The following is a 17426-nucleotide window of genomic DNA, read 5'->3' on the forward strand; positions in this document are numbered from 1 at the left end:
ATCTCTTGTTTTCGGGCTCAGAGAACGCTCCTCTGTTACCTTTTCCTGCTGGATCTCTTGTTTTCGGGCTCAGAGAACGCTCCTCTGTTCCCTTTTCCTGCTGGATCTCTTGTTTTCGGGCACTGAGAAATGATGCGGCTCCTCTTCTCCCTATTCTTTCACAATTATTAAAAAGCACCCTAGCTTATAGGAAATCTCCTAAAGCTAGGGTGCTTATCAAGTTAAGGAAAGCTTAACTTCTATTATTTCTTAAGGTTATAGAAAGATTTAAGACCATCGTATACTGCTAACTCGCCAAGCTCGTCTTCGATGCGAAGAAGTTGGTTGTATTTAGCGATACGATCTGTACGAGACATAGAACCAGTTTTGATTTGACCAGCGTTTGTAGCAACAGCGATGTCAGCGATTGTAGCATCTTCTGTTTCACCAGAACGGTGAGAAACAACAGCTGTGTAACCAGCACGTTTAGCCATTTCGATAGCTTCGAATGTTTCAGTTAAAGTACCAATTTGGTTAACTTTGATAAGGATTGAGTTAGCAATACCTTTTTCGATACCTTCAGCTAATTTTTTAGTGTTTGTAACGAATAAATCATCACCAACTAATTGTACTTTAGAACCGATACGGTCTGTTAATAATTTATGACCTTCCCAGTCGTTTTCATCTAATCCATCTTCAATAGATAGGATTGGGAATTCGTTAACTAACTCTTCGTAGAAAGATACTAATTCTTCAGAAGTTAAACCATTACGGCCTTCTCCAGCAAGATCATATTTTCCAGTTTCTTTGTTAAAGAATTCAGAAGAAGCAACGTCCATTCCTAAGAATACATCTTTGCCTGGCTCATAACCAGCTTTTTTGATTGCTTCGATGATTACTTCTAATGCTTCACGGTTAGAACCAAGGTTTGGAGCGAATCCACCTTCATCACCTACAGCAGTGTTTAAACCTTTTGCATGTAAAACAGCTTTTAATGCATGGAATACTTCAGCACCCATACGTAGAGCTTCTTTGAAAGTTGGAGCTCCTACTGGCAAGATCATGAATTCTTGGAAATCAACGTTGTTATCAGCATGTGAACCACCGTTGATGATGTTCATCATTGGAGTTGGTAATTGTTTTGCATTGAATCCACCAAGGTAACGGTATAAAGGTAATCCTACTACTTCAGCAGCAGCATGTGCAGCAGCCATAGATACACCAAGGATTGCGTTAGCACCTAATTTACCTTTGTTTTCTGTACCGTCAAGTTCGATCATTGCTCTATCGATTCCAACTTGGTCAGTAACGTCCATACCGATAATTGCTTCAGCGATTACTTCGTTTACGTTTTCTACTGCTTTAAGAACACCTTTACCAAGGTAACGAGATTTGTCACCATCACGTAATTCAACTGCTTCGTATTCACCAGTTGAAGCACCAGATGGAACTAGTGCGCGACCAAAGAATCCTGATTCAGTTAATACTTCTACTTCTACTGTTGGGTTACCACGTGAATCTAATACTTCACGAGCATAAACTTGTTGAATATAAGGCATATTTATTCTCTCCTTTAAATATAAAAATCTTAAATCTTATTTTTTAATAATAGATGTTCCAGTCATTTCTGCTGGTTTATCAATTCCTAATAAATCTAACATAGTAGGAGCAAGATCTCCTAAAATCCCATCTGTACGCAACTCAGCATTCTTATCTGTTACGATAACAGGAACTGGATTTGTTGTATGTGCTGTCATTGGTGTTCCTTCAAGTGTTACCACTTCATCAGAGTTACCATGATCAGCTGTGATAATTGCTTTACCACCTTTTTGTTCTATTAAAGTGATAATTTTGCCTAAACATTCGTCCACTGTTTCAATCGCTTTGATTGTTGGTTCAAGCATTCCGGAGTGCCCAACCATATCAGGGTTAGCGAAGTTTAGAATAATAGCATCAAAATTATCTGCTTCAATTTCCTTCAATAGTGCATCTGTTACTTCATATGCACTCATTTCAGGTTTTAAATCATAGGTTGCCACTTTTGGTGAATTGATTAAGATACGTTTTTCACCAGGGAACTCAGCTTCACGTCCACCACTCATAAAGAAAGTAACATGTGGATACTTTTCTGTTTCAGCGATACGAAGCTGTGTTAATCCGTTTTGTGAAAGTACTTCACCTAAAGTGTTATCCAAGTTTGTTGGCTTGAATGCAACATACCCATTTACTGTTTCACTAAAATGAGTTAAACATACAAAGTAAAGATCTTTTGGATGTTTTTCCCCACGATCAAATGAACGGAAGTCCTCATTTGTGAACGTATTAGAAATTTGAATTGCACGGTCAGGACGGAAGTTATAGAAAATAACAGCATCTTCATCTTTAATTGTCGCAACTGGCTCACCGTTCTCTTTTGTGATTACAGATGGAAGTACGAACTCATCAAAGATTCCGTTATTGTAATTATCCTCTACTACTTGTAATGGATCAGAGTATGCTGGTCCATCGCCATATACCATAGCACGGTATGATTTTTCTACACGATCCCAACGCTTATCTCTATCCATGGAATAGTAGCGCCCAGAAATGGTAGCAAATTCACCTACACCGTATTCAGCCATTTTTTCTTGTGTAGCTTTAATGTATTTCTCAGCAGTCTTTTGACCGACGTCTCGACCATCTAGAATACCGTGAATATATACATTTTCTACGCCTTCTTCTTTTGCTAAACGAAGAAGTGCAAACATATGCTCAATATGGCTATGAACTCCACCATCGGATAATAATCCGAATAAATGAAGATTTTTGCCTTTTTCTTTTACATGCTTAATTGCATTAACGAAAGTTTCGTTTTTGTAAAACTCGCCTTCTCTAATAGACAGGTTAACTCTTGTTAAACTTTGATATACGATCCGGCCGGCACCGATATTCAAATGTCCAACTTCTGAGTTACCCATTTGTCCTTCTGGAAGACCAACAGCTTCCCCACTAGCTACTAAAGTAGAATGAGGGTAAGAGTTCCAATATTTATCGAAATTAGGCTTATTTGCTTGTGCTACAGCATTACCCATGCGTTCGCTTCTTAAAGCAAAACCATCTAAAATGATTAAAGCTACTGGAGATTTACTCATTCTTACCTGCCTCCAATAAAGCTAAAAAGCTTTGAGCTTCTAGGCTAGCTCCACCTACTAATGCTCCATCAATATCTGGCTGTGCCATATATTCTTTAATGTTCTCAGGCTTTACACTACCGCCGTATTGAATACGGATGTGTTCAGCAACCTCTGAAGAAAATTGTTCACTTACTACTTTACGGATATGTGCACATACTTCGTTTGCATCTGCAGAAGTAGAAGATTTACCTGTTCCAATTGCCCAGATTGGCTCATATGCAACAACTGTTGCTTTCGCTTGATCTGGAGTTAAGCCGTTAAGCGCTTTTGTTACTTGAGTTGCAACAAAGTCATTTGTTTCGCCGTTCTCTCTTTGTTCTAGTGTTTCACCACAACAAACAATTGGAGTTAAACCATTTTCAAATGCAGCGATTGTCTTCTTGTTAACAGACTCATCTGTTTCGTTAAAGAACTCACGACGCTCCGAATGACCAAGTACTACATATTTTGCACCGATATTTTCTAATGCTACTGGGCTGATTTCACCAGTAAATGCACCATTTTTTTCGAAATGCATATTTTGTGCACCGATTTTTACATCTGTGCCATCTGTTAATTCTACTAATTGTCCTAAAAATAACGCAGGAGCACAAACAACTGTATCCACTTTTTCACTTGATGGAACAGAAGCTTTTACTTCTTGAACAAACTCAACCGCTTCAGGAAGCGTTTTGTTCATTTTCCAGTTACCTGCAATAATTGGTTTGCGCATGGTTATACATCCTTTCATGCATATCTATAAAGATATTATTTGTCGTTTAATGCCACTACACCTGGAAGTTCTTTACCTTCCATGAATTCTAATGAAGCACCGCCACCAGTAGAAATGTGACTCATTTTATCCGCTAAATCAAATTTTTCAACTGCTGCTGCAGAATCTCCACCACCGATTACGGAATATGTATCTTGAGATTCAGCAAGTGCTTCAGCTACTGCTTTTGTACCTGTAGCGAATGCATCTAATTCGAAAACACCCATCGGCCCGTTCCAAATTACTAATTTAGAACTTTTAATAACATCTGCATAGATTTCACGTGTTTTAGGTCCGATATCTAATGCTTCCCAATCAGATGGAATTTCTTCAATAGAAACTGTTTTGATGTTAGCATCGTTAGAGAAATCATCTGCAACTGTAACATCAACAGGCATATAAAACTTAACGCCCTTTTCTTTTGCTTTTTCCATATATGATTTAGCAAGATCGATTTTGTCTTCTTCTAATAATGATTGACCAACTTCATGACCAAGTGCTTTAACGAAAGTATAAGCTAAGCCTCCGCCTATGATTAAGTTATCAACTTTTTCTAGAAGGTTTTCAATTACTCCAATTTTATCCTTAACTTTTGCTCCACCAATAATAGCAGTGAATGGGCGATCAGGATTGGATAAAGCTTTACCAAGAACATCTAGTTCTTTTTGCATTAATAATCCAGATACAGCTGGAATATGATGAGCAATTCCTTCTGTTGAAGCATGGGCACGGTGTGCAGCACCAAATGCATCATTTACAAATACATCTGCAAGCTCTGCATATTGTTTTGCTAACTCTGCATCATTTTTTTCTTCTCCAGCATTGAAACGTACGTTTTCAAGAAGGATTACATCTCCTTCTGAAAGCTTGCTGATTTGTGCTTTAACAGCTTCACCGTATGATTCATCAGCTTTTACAACTTCTTTACCTAGTATTTCAGAAAGACGTTTTGCAACAGGAGTTAAACGTAACTCTTCTACAACTTCACCTTTTGGACGTCCTAAGTGGCTTGCAAGAATAACAATTGCTCCACTTTCTACTAAAGCGTTAATAGTTGGAAGTGCAGCTTGAATTCTTGTTTCATCAGTGATTTGTTGATCTTTCATTGGTACGTTAAAGTCAACGCGAACAAAAGCTTTTTTCCCTTTTAAATCGATATCACGAATTGTTTTCTTATTCATTATAGGTACCCTCCACTGCATATTTTTAAAATAGCGGAAACAAAAGTTGTTTCCGCTGTTTGATTAAAGGGGGTGCTTATTAACTCGCACATATTTCCATTGAAAAGGGAAATTATTTTGTTGCAAGTTGTGCAAAGTGCTTAACAGTTCTTACTAATTGGTTAGTGTAAGACATTTCGTTATCATACCAAGCAACAGTTTTAACAAGTTGTTGATCACCAACAGTGATTACTTTTGTTTGAGTTGCATCGAATAATGAACCATAGCTAATTCCGATAATGTCAGAAGATACAAGCTCTTCTTCTGTGTAACCGAATGATTCGTTAGCAGCTTCTTTCATTGCAGCGTTGATTTCTTCAACAGTAACTTTTTGGTCAAGAACAGTTACAAGCTCTGTTAATGAACCAGTTTTAACTGGAACACGTTGAGCAGCACCGTCTAATTTACCTTGAAGTTCAGGTAATACTAAACCGATTGCTTTAGCAGCACCAGTTGAGTTAGGAATAATGTTTTCAGCAGCTGCACGCGCACGACGGAAGTCACCTTTTGGATGTGGAGCATCTAAAGTGTTTTGGTCGCCAGTGTAAGCGTGAATTGTAGTCATTAAACCAGATACGATACCATATTTATTTTGAAGAACTTGTGCCATAGGAGCAAGACAGTTAGTAGTACAAGAAGCACCAGAGATAACTGTTTCAGTTCCATCAAGAACGTCATGGTTTACATTGTAAACAACTGTTTTCATTTCGCCAGTTGCTGGAGCAGAAATAACTACATTTTTAGCACCTGCTTGAATGTGAGCTTCTGCTTTTTCTTTAGTTGTGAAGAAACCAGTAGATTCGATAACTGTATCTACACCAAGTTCTCCCCATTTAAGGTCAGCTGGATTTCTTTCAGCAGTTGTAACAACTTTTTGACCGTTTACTAAGAAGTATCCTTCATGTACTTCGATTTCACCTTGGAAAGTTCCTTGAGATGAATCATATTTTAAAAGATGTGCTAGCATTTTAGTGTCAGTTAAATCATTGATTGCAACGACTTCTAATTCTGGGTTTTCCATGATTTTTCTGAATGCTAAACGTCCGATACGTCCAAAACCGTTAATACCTACTTTTACTGTCATTATAAATTTCCTCCTCTAATTTTAAGAGTATTAAATATATAAAGGGATTTCCCATTATATCAATTTTTTTGCGGCTCCTTCATCTGTTATTAAAATAGTTGAAGTTGGTGCTTCTTTTAAATAAGCACGTATAGCCTTTGATTTAGATGCTCCACCAGCTACAGCGATAATATTAGGTACGGAAGATAAATCTTCTAGTCTAAGGCCAATTGTTTGGACCTTATGGACAACCTCTCCCTCTTCATTGAAGTAATACCCAAATGCCTCACCAACGGCTTCCGCATTCTTAATCTTTTCTAGATCGCTTTTAGTTGTATTTCTACGATTCGCCATCGTAAGCGCCTCGCCTATACCATGAACTAAAAGGTTTGCTGAACGTATAAGTTTTAATACTTCACTTATACGAGGGTCGTTAGAAATGCTTTTGTACATCTCTTCACTGACCTCATCTGGAGCGTATAAAACTCGATGTTTTGAAGCAGTATGGTCTGCCATCATGGAACAAATTGTATTTGCCTGATTTTTGACATCTTCTCCTATTCCACCACGAGCAGGAACAAATAATAATTCGCCATCTGCAACACTTGGTGTTAGCGCATCAGCAACAGAAGACATAGTAGTCCCACCAGTAACTGCGATGATATTATTTCCCTTTAGGAGAGATTTCATACAATTTGCTGTCGCAAGTCCTAATTCTTTTTTTACCCATGGAGAATGATCACTGTCTCCCGCAACGATAATTACCTTACTGATGCCAAGTTTTCGTTGCAGTAGCTGCTCCATTTCGTTAATACCCGTTACTTCTCTCATTACACTAGAAAGACTTTCCAATACTTCTTCCCCTTTTAAAGTGACTGTCATGCCGATGTTTGAAATATGTATAAGCTGCTGATCTTTTAAAAACTCGACTTCACTTCTCAAGACTCTTTCGGTCAGTCCTAGGCTCACTGCCAGACTTCTTCTTCCGACAGGCTGCATATTCTTAATGTATTGCAGAATATAGTACCTTTTTTGCATAACTGTAAGTAAATCAGGTAATAATCTTTTTTGAATCTCAATAAATGAAACCATGCTTGATGCGCTCCTTCACTTACAGTGGTCGCAAGAAGTCCCACATAGACATTTTTCGTCCCGGGTACTACAAAAAAAATAACTTCCCTGCTACAAGAACAATTCTAACACCAGTATAGTATGAATTCAACTGATATGTGTCTATTTTTTGTAAAATTTGACGAAAAAGTGTCGTTCTTTCTTTTCTTACTATTTGGAAAAAATGAATCATTATTCCCTTAATTTTTAATTGTTTTTTTGAAAAAGGAAAATGGTGTTTGAATGAAAATATTAAGCAAGTATTAATAACTAAAAAGAGGAATTTTGATATTTGAATACTTTACATGAAAACCTTTCTTTAAACAGTAGTCTTTATAGAAATATAATAAGGTAGTAATATAAACACAAAGCTTCTCACAAAGGAAAAACAGCCTAAAAGCTGAATCAGCAATCTGATTTATTTTTAGGTACTAAAAATAGAAGCAAAATAAAAAGGTTTTTCTAAAGAATCGACGATTGTTAGAAACTTCAGAAAAACCTTTTTATTATTTTATTAGCGCCCTCGGAGGGAATCGAACCCCCATTTTAAGAACCGGAATCTTACGTGCTATCCGTTGCACCACAAGGGCATCGTGTATAACTTGCGCCCCATTGAAGTAACGCCTTCATATTATAAGCGAAGTTACTATTTTATGCAATAGATGATGTTTAAAAATAGGAGCAATGGGTATCATGTAGAAAGGATTGTAGAGGAAATAAAAGGATGGATCTCCTTATACCTTCAAGTATCGACTTCCCAATGAAACGCTATTGTACTTTTAAAATTAGGCTCTGTTATTACGTGATTCCCCGCTTATTCGGAATTATACTGTTAATTTGCCAATCATAGTATCGTTAACATTCTGTTATAATAGAACTTAAAATTTAAAAATATACGTAGCAACAACTTTAGAAAAACTGCTATAAAAAAAGATGTCGAATGATATTTTTAGGTATTTAGGCTTTTACGTTTGACCTTAATTGACCATCCGTGTATCATTAGGATTACATACAGTTTAGATGTTTTTCATCTTACTGAAGAAACAAATACTTATCGTTTTTGAACAGACATTATAAAGGAGGATTTTAAATGAATTTAATTCCTACAGTTATTGAGCAAACAAACAGAGGAGAACGCGCTTACGATATTTACTCCCGTTTATTAAAAGACCGTATTATTATGCTTGGTAGTGCTATTGATGATAATGTAGCTAACTCTATCGTATCACAGCTTTTATTCTTAGAAACAGAAAATCCTGAAAAAGATGTATCGATCTATATTAATAGCCCAGGCGGAAGCATCACTGCTGGGATGGCCATTTATGACACAATGCAATATATTAAGCCAGATGTTCAAACAATCTGTATTGGTATGGCTGCATCTATGGGTGCCTTCTTACTTGCTGCTGGTGCAAAAGGGAAGCGTTATGCTCTTCCAAACAGTGAAGTAATGATTCACCAACCACTTGGTGGAGCTCAAGGTCAAGCAACGGAAATTGAAATTGCTGCTAAACGTATTTTATTCTTACGCGATAAATTAAACGGTATTTTATCTGAGCGTACTGGTCAACCTATTGATATTATCGCAAGAGATACAGAACGCGACAACTTTATGACTGCTGATAGAGCAAAAGAATATGGTTTAGTTGACCATGTTATCAGCCGTAATTCTCTAGAAGACAAAAAAAATAACTAATTCACACACTAACCAAATAAACTTAATAAAAAGGCTGTTCCTAGGTAGGGAACAGCCTTTTTATATATAAGGAGAGTTTTTATTTATCAAATAATCACTTAAGCAAATCTTTTAATTTCTGAAGCGCTTCCACCTCGTCGCTACCATCAACAATAAGTTTAATTGTCGCTCCAGAATTTATCGCTAGGCCCATTATCCCCATAATGCTTTTTGCATTTACCTTTCTTCCATCCTTTTCAATAAATACTTCTGATAAATAATTACTTGCCTCCTGTACAAATAAAGCAGCAGGTCTCGCTTGAAGTCCCGCTTTTAGGCCAACTGTTATTTCTTGTTCCACCATCGAACTTCCTCCCCTTTAACAAAGTAGTAATATATCTATTATACAAGGAAAATAAGTTTTTTGCTCTATCCAAGGGGAATAAAATTCAGTTTAAAGAAACTTTTCTGATAATATTTTCACACACAAAAAAATGGATAATATATATCCCTGTCTTTATATATTATCCATTTCTTTTATTTAACTGCTTCTCCACGACGTAGTGCATCTGCAATTTCATCAATTTTTCTTAAACGATGATTGATTCCAGATTTACTTATATTTCCAGAAGATACCATTTCCCCTAATTCTTTTAGGGTTACATCTTGATACGCAACTCGCAACTCTGCAATTTCTCTTAGCTTATCTGGAAGAATTTGCAAACCAACCGTTTTATCGATAAAACGGATATTCTCAACTTGTCTTAATGCAGCCCCAATTGTTTTATTTAAATTGGCTGTTTCACAATTGACCAATCGATTAACAGAATTTCGCATGTCTCTAACAATTCGTATGTCTTCAAAGCGAAGAAGTGCTCCATGTGCACCAATAATATTAAGGAACTCCGTAATTTTTTCCGCTTCTTTTAAATAAGCAATAAACCCTTTTTTTCTTTCTAGAGTCTTACTTTTTAACCCAAAAGTATTCATTAAATCACTAAGGGCAATGATATGCTCTTTATATAAGGATGCTATTTCAAGATGATAGGAAGATGTTTCTGGGTTATTTACAGAGCCGCCTGCTAAAAAGGCCCCTCTTAAATAAGACCGTTTACAGCATTTCTTCTTAATTAGCTCTGGGGAGATTTCATGCGTAAACACAAAGCCTTCTTTCAGAATACTTAATTCCTCCAGCACTTCCTTCCCATGATTAGAAATCCGCACAATATATACATTGTTCTTTTTTAAGCGCATTTTTTTACGAACTAGTAATTCAACTGGTATATCGAAATACCGTTTTATCAAGGTATAGATTCTTCTAGCTATAGCCGCATTCTCTGTTTGTATATTTACAACTAGCCTCTGGTTGGAAAAGGAAAGAGTCCCGTTCATTTGTATCAGTGCTGATAATTCTGCTTTTCCACAGCAATTTTTGGCTTCAATTGTTGTCAATTCTTTTTTTGTTTCTGACGCAAAAGACATGTCCTTCCCCCCTTTTTAGAAAAAAGCAGATGCAATTTAATCCATTATTCAATTATCGAATAAAGAATTTTCGCCATTTCAACAGTATTATGGCGAATAACACCTTGATCAAGCTTGATGATATCGCCAGCTATCACATCTAGCTCCATCCGTTCTAGCCGTTTTATATCAAAAACCACAGGCTTTGCTTTTTCTTCATCATATCTTTGTTGTACACTTGCTGGGATATTCGTTTTGTTCACGATAATCGTGTCGATAAATGGTTGTTCAACATGTTCATATAATGCCTTCACATGATCACTTGCCGTATAATCTAACGTTTCTCCAGCTTGTGTCATTATATTGCATATATATACTCTTTTCGCTTTCGCTTCTAGAACGGCTTCCTTAATTTCTTTGACAACCAAATTCGGCAAGATACTCGTATATAAGCTTCCAGGGCCAATTACAATTAGATCTGCTTGCTGGATAGCATGAATGGTTTCAGGAAGCGGAGCAGAATCCTCTGGAGTTAGAAATACTCTCTTTATTTTTTTCCCAGCTTCCGGAATACTCGATTCTCCAACAACAACCGTCCCATCTTCCATTAATGCATTTAAGATAACACTATGACTTGTTGCAGGTAATACTTTACCACGAACATTAAGTACTTTGCTCATTTCTTGAATCGCATAGGTAAAATTACCAGTAATGGAAGTCATTGCAGCTAAAATTAAATTACCTAATGAATGCCCATCTAAATCTTTACTATTAGTGAATCGATGCTGAAACATTTCCTCCACTAATGGCTCCACATCTGATAGTGCTGCTAATACATTGCGAATATCTCCTGGAGCAGGGATATCAAGATCCTCTCTTAATCTTCCAGAGCTTCCTCCGTCATCAGCTACCGTTACGATTGCTGTTATATCCACTGGATATTTTTTCAATCCTCGTAAAAGTACAGAAAGGCCTGTTCCTCCCCCGATGATTACTATTCTTGGCTGTTCCTTTTCACTCATGCCTGCTGGTCCTTTCTCCTCTCCATATCACGGTGAGCAATAGCAATATTATATTCTTTTTCAAAATGATGTCCAATATATTCTGCTAACGCAACAGAGCGGTGCTGACCCCCAGTGCAGCCAATCGCAATAACTAGCTGCGACTTTCCTTCTCTCTTATATTGGGGCAGCATGAACGTTAACAAATCAATTACTTTTTCTAGAAACTGACCTGTCTCTGTCCATTTCAACACATAACTAGATACTTCTACATCTAAACCAGTTTTCGGTCTCATATGCTCCACGTAATGAGGGTTTGGTAAAAAACGCACATCAAATACTAAATCTGCATCAATAGGAAGTCCATGCTTAAATCCAAAACTCATCACATTTACAGTAAAGATGGATTGTTTATTAACAGAGAACTCTTTTAAAATCTTTTCACGTAGTTCTCTGGGAGAGCTTTGTGATGTATTATAAATAATTTGAGCTCTTCCTTTTAACTCTTCTAACATTTCTCTTTCCATTTTAATTCCTTCTAAAGGAAGTCCAGACGGTGCAAGGGGATGAACTCTTCTTGTCTCCTTATACCTTCTAACTAGCGCGCTGTCATCAGCATCTAGAAAAAGGATCTTAGGTACAACCCAGGAATTTGCTAAATCGTCTAGGGCAGTGAATAAATCATCAAAAAATTCTCTGCCTCTTAAATCCATCCCAAGAGCAACCTTATTCATCTTATTCTCAGACTCTTTCATAAGTTCAAGAAACTTTGGCAAAAGAGTTGGAGGTAGGTTATCTACACAAAAAAATCCTAAATCCTCAAAGCTTTGGATAACAACTGTCTTTCCTGCTCCTGACATTCCTGTGATGATTACGATTTGTGGCTCACTTGCACTCATTTTTATTCCCCCTATAAATCTTTAGCTTGGATCTAATCGGTAACTAATTAATTCAAAATCAGGTGTATAAGTAAATGTCCCATAGATAATTCCATTCCCATGGATCATGTAGTCTAATATATGATAATCGCCTTCAGCCATTGGCAAGTTTTTCACATTATCTAAATCATGCCAGACGATTTTCCCTTCAGCTGATTCATCTACATTGACACCATCAGCGTTCGTAGAGAAAAAGGTGAACATCATCCACTCCGACACAATCTTATCTCCATCCTTAATAATAAAGGTAAAAATCCCTTTTATGTTCGGATTTCTTAAATAAATACCTGTTTCTTCTCTATACTCACGAATACAGGAATCTCGTACAGATTCTCCTGGCTCCATTTTGCCACCTGGCGCTACCCACCAACCACGTCTTGGCTTCTGTAATAACAATACTTTATTATCTTTAAGTAACAAACAATTCGTCACACGTTGCAAATTATTCACCCCGATTTTCTCTGTATGTAGGCACTTCTTTTATCCATTCCTTTTATTATACTATTATTGTCATGCCCTCACAATAAATTGCCTTTTCCAATTAGGAAGGATTCTTCATTCATTACGGAGAATGAATGATATAATCTTTTGAAAAGGATGTGTATTGTTCTTGTATATTAATTTTATAAAAAAGAGTTTGAAATTAAGAAAAATGGAAGCTCTCTTACAACGCGGAGGTAAAGATTGGACCATCAAAAAAGATGTCTATATTCATTTACGAGGCTATAAAGGTGAAAAGGAACTAACCTACTACCTTGATTTTATACCAGATAAAGAATGCTTTATTATTCATAATCTTCGTTTATATAATGGTAAATCTTATTTTCAAATAGACTATCTCCTGCTGACTCGTTTCTTTTTTGTCATTATTGACTGTAAAAACTACTTAGGCACATTAATTTTTGATACAACCTTAAACCAGTTTACTCGAATTAGAAATAATCAAGAAGGGGGATACTTAGATCCTATCTCCCAAGTAAATAGATTAAAGCGACAATTAGAGCATTTCTTACAAAAACACCACTTTACCATTCCCCCCATTGAACCCCTCGTTATTATTTCTAAACCCTCTACAATCATAAAAGGAAATCCCTCCATAAAAAATCATGTTCTTCACAGCCATAGTTTTCTTGATAAATGGGATTAGTTACAAAGAAAATATAAAGTAAATGTTATAGATGAAAAAAGCCTACTCAAAATCTCCAAATTTCTTCGCAAGCATCATACCTCGGAAAACACTAATATATTGGAAAAATACCGAATAAACAAAAAAGACATTATAACAGGTGTTCAATGCCCTCACTGTAAAGCATTTGCGATGATAAGAAAAATGCGTAACTGGTTTTGTCCATCATGTTCCACATTTGATAAACTGGCTCATATAAAAGCAGTAGAGGATTATTTCCTCTTAATCAAACCTTCTATTACCAGTAAGGAATTTCTTGAATTTGTCCATATTACATCCAAAGATACCGCTAATCGGCTTCTTGTTTCAATGAAATTACCTTATACAGGTGAAAATCGAGGGAGAATTTATTACCCTTCGAAAGATTTTTTTGAATGAAAAGAAGTATTTGTATCATTTAACGTGATATGCACTAAAATTATTGAGTTATTCGTGAAAAAAAGTGAAGTATTCGCGAAAACCTCGAAGTTATTCGCGAAAGTTACCATTTATCAGCCAAACCAAAAATCTGCCCAAGCAAAAAAAGGCATAGGCTGTATAAGCCTATGCTAAAAAATATATCTTAAAAGGGGGTCAATTTCTACTTATATGATACCCCAAATATGTTTCACTACTGTTACATTCCAATTAAAACGGAATGACACTTTTAAGAAGTGGTTATGCTTGTTGTTTTAATGATTCTGCTAACTCTTCCACATAATGCTGAGCGCTTTGGGCAGCGATACTTCCGTCACCAGTTGCAGTAACAATTTGGCGAAGTGTCTTTTCACGAATGTCACCAGCCGCAAATATACCTGGTACTTTCGTTTCCATTTGATCGTCTGTTTCAATATAACCATTTTCATTGGTAATTCCTAAGCTTTCAAATGGTTTAGATAATGGAACCATGCCAATGTAAATAAACACGCCGTCAGCCTCTAGCTCTTGCTCTGTTTGATCTAAAGTGGAAACAAGTGTCACACTGCCCACTTTCCCATCCTTTTCATTAATTGCTTTAATCGTATGATTCCAAATAAAGTCAACCTTTTCATTATCAAACGCTCTTTTTTGAAGAATTTTCTGTGCTCTTAATTCATCGCGTCTGTGTACAATCGTCACCTGTGATGCAAAACGAGTCAAGTATACACCTTCTTCAACTGCTGAATCTCCTCCGCCGATAACAAATAGACGCTTATTCTTAAAGAACGCACCATCACATACAGCACAGTAAGAGACACCGCGACCTCCTAATTCTTTTTCACCTGGTACGCCAACCTTTTTATATTCTGCACCTGTAGAAATAATAATAGATCTTGCTTTAAATTCTTTTGAACCAGCTTTCACTGTTTTGTATTCTTTTCCATCCACTATTTCTTTAATATCACCATAAGCATATTCAGCACCGAATTTCTTTGCATGATTAAACATTTTATTGGATAGGTCTGGGCCTAAGATACTTTCAAATCCAGGAAAGTTTTCCACTTCTTCTGTATTCGCCATCTGTCCACCAGGTATTCCTCTTTCTATCATTAATGTAGAAAGATTGGCACGAGAAGTATAAACAGCAGCTGTCATTCCAGCTGGTCCTGCCCCAATAATAACAACATCATAAATTTTTTCTTCTGTCATTTTCAAAAACTCCTTTTCCCATTAACTAACGCATTTATTATACTAAATAAACGCTTAGATAAAAGAATCAATCTTTAAATTAATTTCTATTTCTTATTATAAGTATGATTATCTATTACTATCCTATAAAACCAATCCCCTATCCGTCCAAAAATCTGCTCAAACTCGAAAAATTTTCAAAAATAGCTGAATAATCATTTACGGATAGGCAGTAATCTAGGATAGAATTTATTGGAATTTATGTAGTCCCCCTATTTTTTCCACTCTTTATTATGTAATTTCTAAAAGATTTATATCAAATCCTTTAGTTTCTTGACCTCATTTGCTAAAATTAGTCTCCGCTCCCGTAATTCTTCTTCTTCCTTCAAAAGTTCGTCTAATTGATTAGTTAAAACTTGGTAAACATGATCGTCTTCATTAGCATTCTTGCCATCGCAAATGGCTTTTACCTTTATAGAAAAATAAATATCATTCACCATATTATTAGATTAATTATAACTCTTTTTATCATCTATTTAATCATTTAATCCATTTCAACTGCTATTAAAATACATCCCTAAAGCAACCTAAAAAAAGAAGCAGCTAAATTCTATCCGAATTAAACTGCTTCTATAAGGAATTATTTTTCATTAAACGCATAAAACATCCTAAATGATAGATATTAACTATAGATAGGTTGCATATAATCCTTCATTGACTTTATATATTTCTGTAATGTTGAAGTAGAGAGTCCATACTGATCGGCAATTTCTTGCTGGGTCTTTTTTGTCTCACGAGTTTGATTCCATAAATAATCGATAGCTGCTGCACTGGCAATGCAATTTTTATATAAAGTACCGGCTGTTTGCATTTCCATGATTGCTGAAAACCATAGTAGATATAAGCTAGTTTCTTCTGTTCCAATTGGATGATAGTTCGTATAAATTTGCTCTGCTGTATGATGTGCAACATATAGGAACGGATCCTCTATTTCAGTACCAGTCTTCACAAAGGCTAAATAATCTTGTTCTAATTTCGTTGAACAATTCTTTAACTGCATAGCAGATGAAGAAAGAATTTTTTCCTTTTGACTAGATACAGAAGTTAAGAATGTCGCAAACAATCGTTCCTCTACATGATTGCTGTCAAATCTTTTCAGAATAGAGCTAAGATGCTCCTCAAATCCACTAACCTTATAATCCAAATTATTCCATGGTTCTTGTCCTTCTTTTTCTGGCTGCTGCTCCAATACTTTTTTCCATGCTTTTTTTGCCGTTTGCTTATTTCCTGTGTTATACGCGGAATACGATAACCAATAGTAAAAAGAACTGTCTCCTTGGAATCCTTGTTTATAAATCTTCTTCAACCAAAAATACGCCGTGTCATACTCGCCAATAAGTGCGAAAGTAGTGCCTAGTTTGAATTGATGATCAATAGAAATAGGGTTGATTTTTCTTAAAATAGCTGCCATTTCCGCAACATGAGCATCGTTATTTTGATAATAGGCAAATACTAGCTTATTACATAAAGCATGTAAGTTTCCTATATTCTGAGTCAATACATGCTCTAAAATTTCGCTAGCCTTTTCCGATTGACCAAGATAAAAATGAGCTAAAGCTAAATTATTATAGGCCGACCAATACTCTGGATAATCTTGAATCACTTTCGTCAGCACTTCTACAGCCTTTGCAAAGTTACCAGACTCAAGCAATGCTCTTGCCTGCTCCTGTCTTGTAATAAGATCTTCTTCCTCGTAGGCTTCTTCTTCCTCAAGCTCATCGGATTCCAAAGAAAGAACCTCCATTAGGTCTTCCGTATCCTCTACAAACTCCCCATCTTTATCCAGACTTAAATAGAGTTTTGCATGATAATATGCATCTTTAAAAAATCCTAAATGGGCATAATTATTCGCTAGGAAATAATAACACTCAACCATACCCTCATCTAATTCTTCAATAATATCATGGAGAAGTTCATTTGATTTTTGATATTCTCCAACATCTGCATAAACGACTGCAAGCTGACACGCAATCATTGGTTCTCCTGGCTCCAACGCCAGTGCTCTTTGCAAATATTTAAGGGATTTATAATAATCTCTTTGATGGTATGCTTTAATTCCTTTGTTAAAATAAAATTCGCCTGTAGGATTAAATGTAATAAGTTTACCCACTGGTTGTACTCTACTTGAGTTTTTATTCATAAATCCTCCAATATATATATGTTCCCTTATAAAGCAAGAGATAAATAGCATGCTAAAATAAATGGTTATTGTTAACTAAACA

At 36.0% G+C, this 17426-nt stretch carries 15 protein-coding genes and 1 tRNA gene; 2 read left to right on the forward strand and 14 right to left on the reverse strand.

Annotated features, from left to right (window positions below; all coding sequences use genetic code 11):
• Positions 1 to 242 precede the first annotated feature (242 nt).
• The 7 genes from eno to ADJ83_RS19815 all read right to left on the reverse strand — a co-directional run bounded on the left by eno (position 243) and on the right by ADJ83_RS19815 (position 7886).
• On the reverse strand, positions 243 to 1538 hold the full coding sequence (eno, locus tag ADJ83_RS19785; RefSeq protein ID WP_031540681.1) for a phosphopyruvate hydratase: 1296 nt from the start codon (positions 1536 to 1538) through the stop codon (positions 243 to 245).
• 36 nt (positions 1539 to 1574) lie between these two features.
• Entirely contained in the window at positions 1575 to 3110 is a 1536-nt protein-coding gene (gene gpmI, locus ADJ83_RS19790; protein ID WP_031540680.1) for a 2,3-bisphosphoglycerate-independent phosphoglycerate mutase, read from the reverse strand.
• Positions 3103 to 3864, reverse strand: coding sequence for a triose-phosphate isomerase (tpiA, locus tag ADJ83_RS19795; RefSeq protein WP_031540679.1), 762 nt, complete (start codon positions 3862 to 3864; stop codon positions 3103 to 3105). The genes gpmI and tpiA overlap by 8 nt, the downstream gene beginning before the upstream one ends.
• 35 nt (positions 3865 to 3899) lie before the next feature.
• Positions 3900 to 5084, reverse strand: a complete 1185-nt coding sequence (locus ADJ83_RS19800; RefSeq protein WP_031540678.1) for a phosphoglycerate kinase — start codon at positions 5082 to 5084, stop codon at positions 3900 to 3902.
• A gap of 112 nt (positions 5085 to 5196) precedes the next feature.
• Positions 5197 to 6207 carry a type I glyceraldehyde-3-phosphate dehydrogenase gene (gene gap, locus ADJ83_RS19805; RefSeq protein WP_031540677.1) on the reverse strand — a complete coding sequence of 337 codons (1011 nt, stop codon included), beginning with the start codon at positions 6205 to 6207 and terminating at the stop codon, positions 5197 to 5199.
• A 54-nt stretch (positions 6208 to 6261) separates the two neighbouring features.
• On the reverse strand, positions 6262 to 7278 hold the full coding sequence (locus tag ADJ83_RS19810; RefSeq protein ID WP_031540676.1) for a sugar-binding transcriptional regulator: 1017 nt from the start codon (positions 7276 to 7278) through the stop codon (positions 6262 to 6264).
• Positions 7279 to 7814: 536 nt separating this feature from the next.
• Positions 7815 to 7886 (reverse strand) — tRNA-Arg (locus ADJ83_RS19815).
• Positions 7887 to 8386: 500 nt separating this feature from the next.
• On the opposite strand from ADJ83_RS19815, the gene clpP reads away from it, so the two are divergent.
• On the forward strand, positions 8387 to 8992 hold the full coding sequence (clpP, locus tag ADJ83_RS19820; RefSeq protein ID WP_031540675.1) for an ATP-dependent Clp endopeptidase proteolytic subunit ClpP: 606 nt from the start codon (positions 8387 to 8389) through the stop codon (positions 8990 to 8992).
• A 94-nt stretch (positions 8993 to 9086) separates the two neighbouring features.
• Here clpP and ADJ83_RS19825 read toward each other — a convergent pair whose 3' ends face one another.
• From ADJ83_RS19825 to ADJ83_RS19845, 5 genes are all read right to left on the reverse strand, one after another.
• The gene (locus ADJ83_RS19825; protein ID WP_031540674.1) at positions 9087 to 9335 is read right to left on the reverse strand and encodes an HPr family phosphocarrier protein; all 249 of its coding nucleotides are present in this window, start codon (positions 9333 to 9335) and stop codon (positions 9087 to 9089) included.
• Between the two features lie 173 nt (positions 9336 to 9508).
• Positions 9509 to 10453, reverse strand: a complete 945-nt coding sequence (gene whiA, locus ADJ83_RS19830; protein ID WP_031540673.1) for a DNA-binding protein WhiA — start codon at positions 10451 to 10453, stop codon at positions 9509 to 9511.
• Positions 10454 to 10497: 44 nt separating this feature from the next.
• The gene (locus tag ADJ83_RS19835; protein WP_031540672.1) at positions 10498 to 11454 is read right to left on the reverse strand and encodes a gluconeogenesis factor YvcK family protein; all 957 of its coding nucleotides are present in this window, start codon (positions 11452 to 11454) and stop codon (positions 10498 to 10500) included.
• Positions 11451 to 12332, reverse strand: coding sequence for an RNase adapter RapZ (gene rapZ / locus ADJ83_RS19840; protein ID WP_031540671.1), 882 nt, complete (start codon positions 12330 to 12332; stop codon positions 11451 to 11453). The genes ADJ83_RS19835 and rapZ overlap by 4 nt, the downstream gene beginning before the upstream one ends.
• 21 nt (positions 12333 to 12353) lie before the next feature.
• Positions 12354 to 12812, reverse strand: a complete 459-nt coding sequence (locus tag ADJ83_RS19845) for an NUDIX hydrolase (protein WP_031540670.1) — start codon at positions 12810 to 12812, stop codon at positions 12354 to 12356.
• Between the two features lie 169 nt (positions 12813 to 12981).
• On the opposite strand from ADJ83_RS19845, the gene ADJ83_RS25080 reads away from it, so the two are divergent.
• Positions 12982 to 13518 (forward strand): nuclease-related domain-containing protein, encoded by a 537-nt coding sequence (locus tag ADJ83_RS25080; protein WP_048718872.1) that lies wholly within the window; start codon positions 12982 to 12984, stop codon positions 13516 to 13518.
• A 696-nt stretch (positions 13519 to 14214) separates the two neighbouring features.
• Here the strand turns inward: ADJ83_RS25080 and trxB are convergent.
• Positions 14215 to 15165: a thioredoxin-disulfide reductase gene (trxB, locus tag ADJ83_RS19860; RefSeq protein WP_031540669.1), complete on the reverse strand. Its 951-nt coding sequence runs from the start codon at positions 15163 to 15165 to the stop codon at positions 14215 to 14217.
• A gap of 661 nt (positions 15166 to 15826) precedes the next feature.
• Positions 15827 to 17344, reverse strand: a complete 1518-nt coding sequence (locus tag ADJ83_RS19870; RefSeq protein WP_031540667.1) for a tetratricopeptide repeat protein — start codon at positions 17342 to 17344, stop codon at positions 15827 to 15829.
• Positions 17345 to 17426 lie beyond the last annotated feature (82 nt).

This window comes from Bacillus sp. 522_BSPC, assembly GCF_001076885.1.
GTDB lineage: Bacteria > Bacillota > Bacilli > Bacillales > Cytobacillaceae > Niallia > Niallia hominis.